Raw genomic sequence first — 13900 nt, forward strand, 5'->3', positions numbered from 1 at the left:
CGGGTTAGGCAGCGCTTCCGCAGGCTCGTGAAAATGGTCTGGGGCATCAGCGACATCTTGTCGCATGGGAACGCTGGAAATCTAAAGCTAGATTGAGGGAATGGACTTTCCGATTTTCCACCTCGATTTCCTCGGCAACAGGTTGCTCGTCGCCATGACGGCCATCCTCCATGTGCTGATCAACCATCCCCTGGCGGTGGGCGCCTATCCGCTCATCACCCTGCTGGAATGGCAGGGCCTGCGAAGGTCGGAACCCGCCTGGGATGGCCTGGCCTACCGGGTGGCGAGGGTTGTCTTCATCATCACGACCACCGTTGGCGCGCTGACGGGGGTCGGGATCTGGCTCACCACCGCCCTGGTGGCCCCGGCGGCGATTGGGAGCCTGCTCAGGGTCTTCTTCTGGGCCTGGTTCACGGAGTGGTTGGTCTTCATCACCGAAGTCGGCCTCATCATGGCCTACTACCTCACCTGGAAACGCTTTGCATCCCCGAGGCTCAAGCGCTTGCACGTGGCCCTCGGCGCAGCCTTGAGCCTGTTCTCCTGGCTGACCATGGCGCTCATCGTGGCGATCCTGGGCTTCATGATGAACAGCGGTGCGTGGAAGGAAGGGCAGGATTTCCTTTCGGCGGTCTTCAACCCGCTCTACCTTCCGCAGCTGGCCTTCCGGACCACCTTTGCGATGACCACGGCCGGCCTCTTCGTCTGGTTCTGCCTTTTCTTCGTGACGCGTCGGGAAGATCCCATTCGAAGCGACGCCACGCGGCTCACGGCGCGATGGACGCTGGCGTGGCTGCCCCTCTGTGGCTTGGCATCGCTCTGGTACTGGAAGCAGGTGCCTGCGGCCATGCAAGCCCATGCGCACGTGGCGCTGCTCACCCAGGCGTTCAGCCACTGGCACCGCGCCTTTCTGGGCATCCTCGGCCTCACCGTGCTGGTCATCGGCCTGTTCGCCCTTCTGGGCGCCTCGCGGCCACGCTGGCTGCCCGCCTGGGCCCTGGTGGTGCCCTTCATCCTTTCCAGCTGGCTCCTCAGCCACTTTGAACGGGTGAGGGAGTTCATCCGGAAACCCTATGTGATCGCCGACTACATGTACGCGAATGGCGTGAGGGTATCCGCCCTGCCGGTCTACCAGCGCGATGGCATGCTCCCCTACGCCACGTATGCGACCGTCAAGGAAGCCACGGCCAGCAATGCCGCCACCGCCGGAAAAGATGTCTTCATGCTGGCCTGCTCACGATGCCACACCACGCGGGGCGTCAATGGCGTCGTGGCGCACTTTCAGCGCATCCAGGGAACGAGGCCCTGGGATGAGGAAGCCCTCACCGACTTCATCCAGGGCATGCACCTCACACGAACCTACATGCCGCCTTTCCCTGGCAATGCGGCCGAGGCCCATGCCCTCGCCGTGTATCTCAAGAGCCTTCAGCCGGGCCCGGACACGAAGTGATGACGTTGCATTCCCTCCTTCCCTCTCAGCCTTTTCTCCTATCGTTGCTGTCACCCGGGGATGTACCGATACCCCACGACCTCGACCTGCCCCTCCCGGTCCCGATCGTGGCGCTCAGGGTGCTGATCGTGCCCCTCTTCCTGCTCCACATCCTCTTCGTGAACCTCATGGTGGGCGGATCCCTCCTGACCTTCATCTGTGAGGTCGTGGGATTCTGGCACCCGCGCTTCGACCGGCTGGCGGAGCGCATTGCGGCGACGGTGACGGTCAACAAAAGCCTGGCGGTGGTCCTTGGCATCGGGCCGCTGCTTGTGATCAACCTGCTGTACACCACGCACTGGTACTCGGCGAACGCGCTCACGGGCCATGCCTGGGTCCTGCTCATCCCGCTGGTCTCCCTGGCATTCCTGTTGGCTTACCTGCACAAGTTCACCTGGGATACCTGGACGGGACCCCGCAAGTGGCGCCACGCCGCCATCGGGGGCGCCAGCGCGGCCCTCCTCCTCTTCATCCCGCTGCTCTTCCTGGTGCAGGTCAACACGATGCTGTACCCCAGCGTGTGGTCCCAGGTGGGTGGGTTCTTCTCGGCGCTGCAGTTCGGCAACGTCTTCCCGCGCTATTTCCACTTTCTCGCAGCCTCGCTGGCCGTCTCAGGCCTTTTCCTGGCCGGGTGGTTTGGCCGACCCGGCTTTCCGGTGGAGGCCCTGCTCCCCGAGTTTGGTCGGGCCGAATTGCGACGGCATTTCTACCGGTGGGCTTTCTGGGTGTCCTGTGTCCAGTTCGCCTTCGGTCCCCTCGTGCTGCTCACCCTTCCCTTCCACATCCTCGACAGGACTGTCGTGGCGTGGATCCTCGGGGCGGCCAGCCTGGCGGGGCTGATGCTCACCCTCCTGTGGAAAGAGATCAAGGCTCCGGACACAGACATCGGACGGTGGTTCGCGGGCATCGGCCTGCTCTTCACGGCCGTGGCCCTCGGGATGGGCCAAGGACGCCACCTGTTCCGCGAAGCGGCCCTCGAACCGCACCGTCAGGCCATCGCCGAGAAGACGGTGGATTTCCGTGCCATCGAGATGGCCACCCAATTCAGCATCAGGGCAGGAAAGGGCGCGGGTGAGGCCCTGACGGCACCGGCCACGGGACGCCAACTCTTCCGCCAGACCTGCGGCGTCTGTCATGTTCCGGATGCCTCCCTCACCGCCCCGTCGCTCATGGAGATCGCCCAGATCTACCAGGACAATCCGGCGGGAATCGTGACCTGGGCCAAGGCCCCCGGCAAGAAGCGGCCGCAATTCTCTGCGATGCCCTCCATGGGACACCTCGGGGAGGAAACCCTCGCGAAGGTGGCCGCGTACATGCTGGAAGAGGGGGCCAAGGCCCGCGCATCCAAGGCGGGAGCCTCTGGCCGCTAAGGTGGGGCCGGACTCAGACAAGGGGGACGCTTACCAAACGTGCCCGTCGGCGTCCGTTCCGGGTGGAGAAGTGCCCGATTCGTTTCGACATCACCTGATTTGGAGGCATGCATGAACCACATGGACCGCCTGTTCCGCTTCGTCCTGCCCCTCGGGATGGTGGCGCTGCTGGGAACGGTGCTGACCGTGGGCTGGTTCACCCAGCCGAGTCGATTCGTGAAGGGGTACGAACCTGAGCAGCCTCTTCCGTTCAGCCACAAGCTCCATGCGGGAACCATGAAAATCCCCTGTCTCTACTGCCACGCGGGTGCGGATCGGTCGAGGGTCGCCGGAGTGCCGGATGTGGCCACTTGCATGGGCTGCCACCGCGTCACCAAGACGGACCGACCGGTGATTCAGGCTTTGGCAAAGGCCCTCGAGCTCAACCAGCCCATTCCATGGAAGCGGGTTCACGAACTGCCGGACCATGTGTTCTTCGACCATCGCCCCCATGTGAACGCGGGGATCGCCTGCCAGTCCTGTCATGGCGAGGTTCAAGAGATGACCGTGCTCTCCCGGCAGCTCGGGATGCGCATGGGCGATTGCCTGAGCTGCCATCGGAATCCAAAGGCCGCCCTCCCGCCCAAGAGCCCCATTCTCCGGGGCCCCGAGCACTGCTCCGCCTGTCATCGCTAGGGCCAGACTTGGGCCATTCGGAAGAGGCTCGGTGTCCGGAAAGTGCTTCGGTCTTCTTGATTCCGGGCCACGCCTTCCGGCCAATCTTGGCCGGAGCCCGCGCCAAGGTTGGCGGAAGGGTGCTCTGCAAGACGCGACTGCGTCAATTTGACGCAGGAATGACGGGAACCTTTGACCACAATATGAAGGGCACCCCCGCCCTGAAGCTCCGCCCACTCCCGGCCAGGGAGCCTGCGGTTGCCGGGGCTGGTTTGGAGGTTCCATGTCCCATGTCCGCATCGCTCTGGTCACCAGCTTCATCGCGGCTGCTCTCGTGGCCCAGGAGCCCAGCTTCGACTTCAGCCTCCCCCCCCAGCCCGTCAGCCAGATCCTGGCCGCGCTGGCCAAGCAGACGGGACTGCAGTTGGCTTTTCCGAGGGAGGCGGTGCAGGGATTGCAAAGCCCTGGCGTGGTGGGACGGCACAGCCTCCCGGAAGCGTTGGCCCTCGCGCTGAAGGGCACCGGCCTCACCTATGAATTCACCGGGGACAAGGCCGTGCGGGTGCAGGCCGTCGCGGGGGCCACGGTGGTGGTGACGGGCCGTCCGGAGGCGGCCTCCATGCTGGACGGCGCCGTGGTTTCCGGGGAGAGCCTGGCGACCCAGCGCACCGCGACCAGCGACAGCGCGCGGCTGCTGGAGGGGCTCCCGGGCCTCAGCTTCTACGCGGGTGGCGGCGTGTCCAGCCTGCCCGTGATCGACGGGCTGGCCGATGATCGGCTGCGGCTCCTGGTGGATGGCCTCAGCATCACCTCCTCTTGTCCCAACCACATGAACCCGGCCCTTTCCTATCTGGATCCAGGGGCCGTGGCCAGCGTCAGTGTGTTTGCGGGCATCGCCCCTGTGAGCGTGGGCGGGGACAGCATCGGCGGCACCATCGTCCTCCGGTCTGCCGATCCGGTCTTCGCGGAGCCGGGCTCCGGCTCCCTTGCCTCCGGCCGGCTCTCGGCCTTCTTCCGCAGCAACGGGAACGTCGCCGGGGCCAACGCCCGCGGCAGCTTCGCCAGCGACAGCCTGAGCATCGCCTACGTGGGCTCCACGGTGAAAGCCGGTGACTACAAGGATGGCAGCGGCGAGCTGGTGCGGTCCACGGAATACAAGGCCGTGAACCACCAGGTGACGCTCGCCACGCGGTTCGGCCAGCACCTGTTGAGTCTGGATGTGGGCGCTCAGGACATCCCCTACCAGGGCTACGCGAACCAGTTCATGGACATGACCAGCAACAAGAGCGTGTCTCTGAATGCGCGCTACCTCGGCGATTTCGCCTGGGGCCAGTTCGAGGCCCGCGCCTTCCGGCAGCGGGTGCGCCACAAGATGGACATGCTCACCGACAAGGCCAATCTCGGCGTGCTGACCAATGGGATGCCCTACGTCATGCCCATGGACACCGAGGGCATAGACGCTGGCTACTCGCTGCAGGCCAACGTCCGGTTGTCGCCGAAGGATGTCATCCGCCTCGGCCAGGAATACCATCGCTACACCCTGGACGACTGGTGGCCGCCGGTTGCCGGGATGGAGGGGATGATGGGCCCCAATACCTTCTGGAACATCCATGGGGGCAAGCGGGAGCGTCTGGCCGTCTTTGGCGAGTGGGAGGCCCGCTTCGGTGCCTGGAGCACGCAGTTGGGGGCGCGGGTCGAGCATGTGGCCATGGACACCGGGGCCGTGCAGGGCTACTACAGCACGATGGATCTGATGGGGATGGCCCCGGATGGCTCCATCTACCAGGTCGATGCCGATGCCTTCAATGCCCGGGACCACAAGCGCAACGACACGAACCTGGACCTCACGGCTGTGTCCCGCTACGAGCCGGATGCCACCAGCGCCTATGAGTTCGGCGCGGCCCAGAAGACCCGCTCCCCGAACCTCTATGAGCGTTATGCGTGGTCGAACGAGGCGGGCATGGCGGGCGCGATGATCTCCTGGTTCGGCGACCTCAATGCCTATGTGGGCAACCTCGACCTCAAGCCGGAGGTTGCCCATACCTTCCGGGCCTCCGCCGATTGGCACGACAGCGCCCGGCAGGACTGGCAGCTGAAAGTGGCTCCGTTCTACACGAGGGTTCGCGACTTCATCAATGTCGAACCGAATCTGGCCACCACCTACCCGGCGCCTTCAGGTCGGGTGGCCCTCCGCTTCGTGAACCGCGATGCGAAACTCTATGGGGTGGACCTGTCCGCCCGCAAGCGGCTGGGAGAAGCCGCCGGGGAGTGGGCCCTCCGTCTGGTTGGAAGCTCGGTCCGCGGGCAGGATGTGGATGGCGGCCACGACCTGTACAACATCATGCCGCTCAACGGCCGCCTGGGGTTGGAGCACAGTCTGGGTGGCTGGTCCAGCAGCCTCGAGTGGCAATCCGTGGCCGCCAAGGACCGCGTGGACACGGTGCGCCAGGAATTCAAGACGCCGGGCTATTCGATCCTGAACTTCCGCACCCGCTATGTCTGGGGCCATGCGCGGCTGGATGCGGGCATCGACAACCTGCTCAACAAGCAGTACGGCCTGCCCCTGGGCGGCATGGATTTCTACGTCTACAACTACCTGTCCCCAGCCACTCAGGGCCATCTCGCCGTCGTGAGGGGCATGGGGCGCTCGGTGAGCGTCGGCCTGACCGTCAGCTACTGATCCGCCCCGCCCAGCCCCGGCCGCCCTCCGCTCATCTCCTGCGCCTGCGGATTCGCGCGGGCGCGGTGGTGAGCTCCTTCGAGTCCCTTGCAGAAGCCCGGACTTCCTTCCTACTCCTTGTGGCACGGCGCTGATTCTCAGGAGGAGCGGGAAAGGTGCCTCCCGCGTGGCGATGCCAGGGGGTGGCGGTGCTTGCCGCTCCTGCGGGCGCGGGTGCGACAACTTGACGCAGGTAGAAGGGTTTCTGGTAGCCGCAGACTGTGGAGTTCCAGTCAAAAGGAGTTCCTACATGCGTCGATGCGCTGGCCCCGCCACCCTTTCCCTGCTGCTGGCCGCGGCCGCAGCGCCTTCTGCGCAGGCCTGCGGCGCCTGCGGCTGCACGCTGAACTCCGATTGGGCCAGTCAGGGCTATGCCGCCAAGCCGGGCCTTCGCTTCGATCTTCGGTACGACTATTTCAACCAGGACCAGCTGCGCTCGGGCACGAAGGCTGTGGACCGGGGCGGCTTCGAGATCCCCAATGAAATGGAGCTCCAGGAAAAGACCCTGAACCGCAACCTGACGGCCACCTTGGATTACAGTCCCAGCGCCGACTGGGGCCTCAGCCTTCAGGTTCCCGTCTTCAACCGGTACCATGTGACCCTGGCCGAAGGGGACACGGATCCGTCGTTTTCGAAGGCCAACGGCCTGGGCGATGTCCGCGTGCTGGGCCGCTACCAGGGCTTTTCAGACGATCATTCATTTGGCGTTCAGTTCGGTGTGAAGCTGCCCACGGGGGGAACCAAGCAGACCTTCCATGCGGGTGCTCAGGCGGGTGAGCCGCTGGACCGCGGCCTGCAATTGGGTTCGGGCACCACGGATCTGCTGCTGGGCTGCTATGCCTACGGGAGCCTGGCCCCGGACTGGGGTGTCTTCGGCCAGGTTCTGTTCCAGAAGCCGCTGGCGGAGAAGGACGGCTTCCGCCCTGGAGACGGGGTCAATGCCAACTTCGGCGTGCGTTACACAGGCTTCGCGGGGATCACCCCGCATCTGCAGGTGAACATCCGTGCTGAGGGCCGTGAGGCGGGTCTGAACGCCGACATCGACAACAGCGGCGCCACCCTGGCTTACCTGAGTCCGGGCCTGACCTTTGACCTGCGTCCCGGTTTCCAGGTCTACGCTTTCGCGCAGGTGCCCATCGCCCAGCGTGTGACGGGCCTGCAGATCGAGCCCAGATCCAGCTTCTCCGTGGGCCTGCACTGGGCCTTCTAGCCCGTCACGGAAAAAGCCTAGCTGGCTGTCAGGTGGAAGAAATCCCGGTCGGTTTTGAGCATGTGCTGGGCCACCACGTCATGGGCCAGGAACTGGAAGAGCGCGCCCAAGGCGAGGGTGCCATCCTCGAAGGCCTGGCGCAGCTCCTGGCCGCGGGCCAGAAGCTGCGTGTGCACATCAGCGTGCTCGCGCAGCCCGGCATACCCCAGGCGACGCAGCAGGGTTTCCTCGTCGTGGAAGTGCTGGGAAACGTCGCTGAGGAGATTTGTCACAAGGGATTGCACCTCATCCGCCGGTCGTTCCGACAGCATGGCATCGAGCAGATCGTTGGCCTGCTGGAACAACCGTTCATGCTGCGAGTCGATGAGCTCATTGCCGCAGCGGTAGATGGGGCTCCAGACCAGTTTTAGAAAGGTGCTTTCGACATGGTCCGTCGAGGTGCTTCCGCGATGGCGCTGGGGATCGAATTCCACCCGATTGCGTCCCTTGCGCTTGGCCCGGTACATGGCCTGGTCGGCGCGTTCCAACCAGGATTCCAGCCCCGTCGAAGGCAGGTGCTCGGCCAGGCCGATGCTGGCAGTGATCCGGCCCACGCGTTCAAAGAGATGCTCTTCGATGTTCACGCGGATGCGTTCAGCCAGGTATCTGGCACTTGGGAGACCCGTGTTGGGCAGGAGGACGATGAATTCTTCACCCCCCCAGCGGGTGAGGGAATCGGAGATGCGGATGGCTGAGCGGATGCAGTCGGCGACCTCGAGGAGCACATGATCCCCTTCGGCGTGGCCATGGGTGTCGTTGACCCGTTTGAAGTGGTCGATGTCCAGCAGAAGGAGGGTGAGGGGATGTCCGTACCGTTCGGAGCGGTGCGTCTCGCCTTCAACCATCTCGCCGAAGTGGCGGCGGTTCCACGCCTTGGTCAGAGGGTCGGTGCTGGCCTGCTCTTCTAGGGAGTGCAGCGCGTGGCGAAGCCGTTGTTCGGAGTGTCGCCGTTCCGTGATGTCCCGGCTGATGCCGAGGACCGAGGCCAGTTGCCCTGTGGCGTCGGCGTGGAGCGTGGTCACCACTTCGGTGGGGATGAGGCGTCCATCTTTATGGGGCTGGTCCAGCTCCAGGGTTTTGGGTTCCATCGGCCGACCGGCCTTCCATTCGGCGATGGACTTCACGAGGACGGCGCGCACCTGGGCCGCTGATTCGGGCGTGAGGGCTTCCTCGGCCGGGCGGGCCATGATCTCCTCGGGGGTGTAGCCCCGGAGCTGCTGAACGGAAGGGCTCACATAGGTGAACCTCCCGCTGGCGAGATCCAGGGTCCAGATGACATCGGCCGCATGCTCGGCAATGAAACGGAATCGCTGCTCGTTTCCCTGGATGACGGCACCCAATTCGGCTTGCATGCGGTTCGCCCGCCGGAGGCGGCGATTCACAAACAGGAACACCAAGGCCGCGGCACCCAATAGAACGATGGTGGACAGCGCCCAGATCGGTTGCCCTCCGGGCAGAAGCCATAGGAACTCCGGCGGCCCGGCCGCGGGAAGGCCATGGATGAATACCGTGGGGATCGCATTCATGAGGGGGCTCGGCGATGGATAACCTTTCCATCGGCTATACCCTGGCCAAGTGGGAGTTTCGGCGGTTCTGCGCAGTCGCCGAGGCCCCGGGCCTCCTCCAGGGGACTGCAGCGGCGCGGTTTTCCTTGTAGAATCAAGGGTTCTGCCGGAGTCCACCATGCCCTTCCAGCCCCTGACCCAGGAACCCGAGATCCAGCGCCGCTGGCTCGAGTCCGGCGCCTTCCGCGCCAAGCGGTCGGCGGAGCTGCTGCCGGGCTCCAAGACCTTCTACATGCTCGTCATGCTGCCCTACCCCAGCGGCCGCATCCACATGGGCCACGTGCGCAACTACACCCTGGGTGATGTCACGGCCCGATTCCGCCGCATGCGGGGCTACGAGGTGATGCACCCGCTCGGCTGGGACAGCTTCGGCCTGCCCGCCGAGAACGCCGCCATCAAGCACGGCATCCACCCCGCCATCTGGACCCGCAAGAACATCGAGGAGATGAAGGGGCAGATCCAGAAGATGGGCATCAGCTACGACTGGGATCGCGAGATCGCCAGCTTCCAGGACGACTACTACCGCTGGAACCAGTGGCTGTTCCTGAAGATGTGGGAACAGGGCGATGTCTTTCGTGCCAACCGCACCGTGAACTGGTGCGAGGAGCTGGGCACCGTGCTCGCCAACGAGCAGGTGGTCGACGGCAAGGACGAGCGCACGGGCTTCCCCGTGGTGCAGAAACCGCTGGAGCAGTATTTCTTCAAGACGACGAAGTACGCGGACGAGTTGCTGGAGTGCCTCGACGGCCTGGACTGGCCCGAGAACGTGAAGACCATGCAGCGGAACTGGATCGGCCGCTCCGAGGGTGCGCGCCTGGCCTTTGACCTGGAGATTGGCGGTCAGATCGAGGTCTTCACCACGCGCCTCGACACCTTGTTTGGCGTCACCTTCATGGCGCTCAGCACCGAGCATCCCGTCATCGAAAAGGCCGCGGAAACCGACGCGGCCCTGAAGGCCTTCTGCGACCAGGTGGCTGCCGTGAGCCGCGAGGAGCGCATGACCAGCGACGTGAAGCTGGGCCACCGCACCGCGCTGTCAGTGATCCATCCCTTCACCGGCGAGAAAGTGCCCGTATTCGCGGCGAACTATGTGCTGATGGACTACGGCACGGGCGCCGTCATGGGCGTGCCTGCGCATGATGAGCGGGACCACGAGTTCGCGACGAAGTACTGCCTGCCCATCCCTCAGGTGATCGAATCTGAGAGCGAGTGGGATCTCGGCACGCTCATCAACAGCGGTGAGTTCACGGGGATGAAGAGCGAAGATGCCGTCACGGCCATGGTGGCCAAGCTGGGCGGTCGCGCTGAGAAGACCACCACGTACAAGCTGAAGGATTGGGGCCTCAGCCGCCAGCGCTACTGGGGCACGCCCATCCCCACCGTGCACTGCGACACCTGCGGCGTGGTGCCCGAGAAGGCCGAGAACCTGCCCGTGCGTCTGCCCGAAGATGTGGCCTTCACGGGCGTGGGCCCTTCGCCTCTCACCACGTCTTCTTCCTTCTTGGACACGAAGTGTCCAAGCTGCGGCGCGAAGGCCCGGCGTGAAACCGACACCATGGACACCTTCGTGGACAGCAGCTGGTACTGGCTGCGCTACCTGGATCCCAAGAACACGGAGCTGCCCTTCGCGAAGGCGGAGAGCGATGCTTGGATGCCCGTGGATCTTTATGTGGGCGGCATCGAGCACGCCACCATGCACCTCATCTACGCCCGCTTCTTCTACAAAGTGCTGCGTGACCTGGGTCTGGCCTCGGGGCCGGAACCCTTCCAGAAGCTCATCTGCCAGGGCATGGTGCTGAAGGACGGCTCGAAGATGAGCAAGTCCAAGGGCAACATCGTGGACCCCGACGAAGTCATCTCGAAGTACGGCGCCGACGCCCTGCGCCTCTTCATGATCTTCGCGGCGCCCATCGAGAAGGAGATCGACTGGACGGGCTTCGAGGGCATCGAGGGCGCCAGCCGCTTCCTGAAGCGCGTCACGCGCATGGTGGAGGACCATGCCGTCACCGCTGCGCAGCTGCCCGCGAAGGATCAGCTCAGCGCCGAGGAAAAGGCCCTTCTCATCAAGCTCAACCAGACCCTGGCCCGCCTCACGGATGATCTGGAACGCCGCTATCAGTTCAACACGGTGGTCTCGGGCCTCATGGAACTCTCCAATGCCCTGAGCGATCTGCCGACGGACGCCCCCCATCGCGGCGCCGTGATGCAGCACGCGCTGGATGCCTTCGTGCGTCTGATGTCGCCCGTGGCGCCCCACCTCGCCGAACAGCTCTGGAATCAGCTGGGCCATCAGGGGCTTTGCATGGAGGCCGCCTGGCCCGAGGCGGACCCCCAGTACCTCGAGGCTGATGAGGTGCTCGTGGTGGTGCAGGTGAACGGCAAGGTGCGCGGGCGCATCACCGTGCCCGCCTCGGCCACCGAGGACCAGCGCCGCGAGGCTGCCCTGGCTTGCTCCGAAGCCCAGTCCCATCTGGCGGGCAAGGAGATCGTCAAGGTCGTGCTGCCCCCCGGCGGTAAGCTGGTGAGCATCGTGGTGAAGGGCTGAGGCGCCCGCTTTGTCCAGGCTGCACGCCGCTCTGACGCTTCCGGATCCAGCCCTGCGTGGTGCGGATCCGGAGCGGGTGGGGATGCGCGTACAGACGTTGATGGAACCGGAATCACTCCAGCCTGGCGACGTCGTGTTGCTGGGCCTCTGCAACGAGCAGGGCGTCATCGCCAATGGCGGCAGACCCGGCGCCGCTCAGGGGCCCAAGGCCTTCCGCAAGGCCTTCTTCCGCCTCGATGCGGCGTGCCTGGGCCCTCGCCGTCTTTGGGACGCAGGCGATGTGCCTTCGGATGCACCCTACGAAGCCTTTCTTGAGGCGGCTGCGGCCACCGTTTCGGCCTGCCTCAAACAAGGCGCCCTGCCCATCGTGGTGGGCGGTGGCCACGATTGCAGTTACGGCAACTACCTGGGACTGAGCGATGCCCTTGGGAGTGCTCCCGCAGTGATCGCCGTGGATGCTCATCTGGACATGCGTCCCACCCATGCACCTTCCAGTGGCAATCCCTTTTTCCGGATGCTGGAGCATGGCCTTCCTGGCGATCAACTGGTGGAGGTGGGCCTCATCCCCTGGGTGAACGCGACACAGCACCGCCAGTTCGGCGAGAACAGGGGCGCCCATCTGCATTTCCTGGAACCAGGCCAGGCGCAGGTGCCCGTGGATCAGGCGAGCCAGGCCCTGCGACGATTCGAGACCCAAGGAAAGCGTGTGCTGGCCACCTTCGACCTGGATGCCTTCGAGGCGGCGCACACACCTGGCGTGTCGGCGGTGAACCCCTGGGGCCTTACGGCCGATGCGGGACTGGCCATGGCGCGGGCTTTCGGCGCCTGCCCGTCGGTGGCCTGCCTCGATCTCATGGAGTTGGCACCTCCGTTGGATCCAGATGGACGGACCTCCCGGTTCGCGGCCTTTTTGGTGGCGGCCTTCCTGGAGGCGCGCCTGCGGGCGCAGTAGAATCAGAGAGCGGAGATTTCAGTACGGCGACGATTCTCCATACCGCCGCACGCACGGCATGTCCAAGCATTCCCTGGCTGATTTGGAGCTGCAATGACCCTTTCCTCCCGAGACCTCGCTGGTTGTCTTCTGCAGGCGGGGGCGGTGCGCCTGCAGCCGTCCGATCCCTTCACATGGGCCAGCGGTTTGAAGTCCCCGATCTATTGCGACAACCGTCAGCTCTTGGGCCTGCCGGACGTGAGGGATCAGATCATCACGGCCCTGGCCGCAGGTTCGTCGGGCCTTCAGCCCACCCTCATCACAGGAGCCGCCACGGCCGGCGTCCCCTGGGCTGCCATGGTGGCGGACCGCCTGAAGCTGCCCATGGCCTATGTCCGCCCCACGCCCAAGAACCACGGCATGGGTCGCCAAGTCGAAGGCCCCCTGGCCAAGGGGCACCGGGCTGTGCTCATCGAGGATTTGATTTCCACTGGCATGTCCAGTCTCAAATGCGCTGACGCGCTGCGAGCGGAAGGTGCGGAGGTGTCTGCGGTGCTGGCGCTATTCAGCTACGGCCTGCCTCAGGCGGATGCGGCCTTCACCGCCGCGGGCATCGGCCTCACGGTGCTGAGCTCCTTCGAGGTGCTCGTGACCGAAGCCGAGGCCCGGGGAATTCTCGACGCGGCTGGATTGGTCGCCTTGAAGGCCTGGCGCTCGGATACCGTGGCTTGGAGCCGCGCCCATGGCGGGGCCCAGCCAGCATCCACGAGGTCTGAATGAAGCTCTACACGCGCACGGGTGACGATGGTTCCTCAGGCCTCTTCGGAGGTGACCGGGTGAGCAAGTCGCATCTGCGGCTGGTAGCCTTCGGCACGCTCGATGAGTTGAACAGCGTTGTGGGCCTGCTGCGTCTTCATGCGACTCCTGGTTGTGCGAACGAGGCGGTTCTCCAACGCATTCAGCACGACCTCTTCGTGCTGGGGGCCATTCTGGCCACGCCCGCGGCGCGCCAGGAGCTGCTGGGCTCCCACATGAACCGGCCCACCTGGAATCTCGAGGACATGGAAGCCGACATCGACCGTTTAACCGCGATGGCGCCACCCATGACTGCTTTCGTCCTGCCGGGAGGAACCTCTGCTTCCGCCCATGCGCATCTCGCCCGCACCTTTTGCCGTCGCGCGGAACGCGAAGTGGTGGCGCTCACCCACGAAGAGCCCATGGATCCCGCCGTGCTCACCTACCTGAACCGTCTGAGCGACTGGTTTTTCGCCCTGGCCCGTGCCGAGAATGCTGGAGCGGGTGTGGCGGATATTGTGTGGGTGGCGAAGGACGAGTGAGGGCTCTGGTTCGTTCGTCATGAGGCATTCAAGCCCCGGGGGCG

General features: G+C 64.8%; 10 protein-coding genes. 9 read left to right on the plus strand and 1 reads right to left on the minus strand.

Annotated elements, in window-relative coordinates:
- Positions 1–100: 100 nt before the first annotated feature.
- The 5 genes from Q9293_RS01040 to Q9293_RS01060 all read left to right on the plus strand — a co-directional run bounded on the left by Q9293_RS01040 (position 101) and on the right by Q9293_RS01060 (position 7439).
- Entirely contained in the window at positions 101–1447 is a 1347-nt protein-coding gene (locus Q9293_RS01040; RefSeq protein ID WP_306249312.1) for a c-type cytochrome, read from the plus strand.
- Positions 1448–1566: 119 nt separating this feature from the next.
- Positions 1567–2856, plus strand: a complete 1290-nt coding sequence (locus tag Q9293_RS01045) for a cytochrome c (protein WP_306249313.1) — start codon at positions 1567–1569, stop codon at positions 2854–2856.
- 111 nt (positions 2857–2967) lie between these two features.
- Positions 2968–3531, plus strand: coding sequence for a cytochrome c3 family protein (locus Q9293_RS01050; RefSeq protein WP_306249314.1), 564 nt, complete (start codon positions 2968–2970; stop codon positions 3529–3531).
- Between the two features lie 262 nt (positions 3532–3793).
- A complete protein-coding gene (locus Q9293_RS01055) occupies positions 3794–6190 on the plus strand; it encodes a TonB-dependent receptor (protein WP_306249315.1) in 2397 nt (798 codons plus the stop codon).
- Between the two features lie 289 nt (positions 6191–6479).
- Positions 6480–7439, plus strand: a complete 960-nt coding sequence (locus tag Q9293_RS01060) for a TonB-dependent receptor (protein WP_306249316.1) — start codon at positions 6480–6482, stop codon at positions 7437–7439.
- 17 nt (positions 7440–7456) lie between these two features.
- Here Q9293_RS01060 and Q9293_RS01065 read toward each other — a convergent pair whose 3' ends face one another.
- Positions 7457–9004, minus strand: a complete 1548-nt coding sequence (locus Q9293_RS01065) for a diguanylate cyclase (RefSeq protein WP_306249317.1) — start codon at positions 9002–9004, stop codon at positions 7457–7459.
- A gap of 157 nt (positions 9005–9161) precedes the next feature.
- Between Q9293_RS01065 and leuS the strand changes: the two genes are divergently transcribed.
- From leuS to Q9293_RS01085, 4 genes are all read left to right on the plus strand, one after another.
- Positions 9162–11588 carry a leucine--tRNA ligase gene (leuS, locus tag Q9293_RS01070; RefSeq protein ID WP_306249318.1) on the plus strand — a complete coding sequence of 809 codons (2427 nt, stop codon included), beginning with the start codon at positions 9162–9164 and terminating at the stop codon, positions 11586–11588.
- An 82-nt stretch (positions 11589–11670) separates the two neighbouring features.
- Positions 11671–12540: a formimidoylglutamase gene (locus Q9293_RS01075; protein ID WP_306249319.1), complete on the plus strand. Its 870-nt coding sequence runs from the start codon at positions 11671–11673 to the stop codon at positions 12538–12540.
- Between the two features lie 93 nt (positions 12541–12633).
- Complete coding sequence (gene pyrE / locus Q9293_RS01080) at positions 12634–13299, plus strand: orotate phosphoribosyltransferase (RefSeq protein ID WP_306249320.1); 666 nt, start codon at positions 12634–12636, stop codon at positions 13297–13299.
- Positions 13296–13856, plus strand: coding sequence for a cob(I)yrinic acid a,c-diamide adenosyltransferase (locus Q9293_RS01085; RefSeq protein WP_306249321.1), 561 nt, complete (start codon positions 13296–13298; stop codon positions 13854–13856). The genes pyrE and Q9293_RS01085 overlap by 4 nt, the downstream gene beginning before the upstream one ends.
- The last annotated feature ends 44 nt before the right edge of the window (positions 13857–13900 follow it).

The organism is Geothrix sp. PMB-07, assembly GCF_030758935.1.
In the GTDB taxonomy this organism is placed as follows: Bacteria; Acidobacteriota; Holophagae; order Holophagales; family Holophagaceae; genus Geothrix.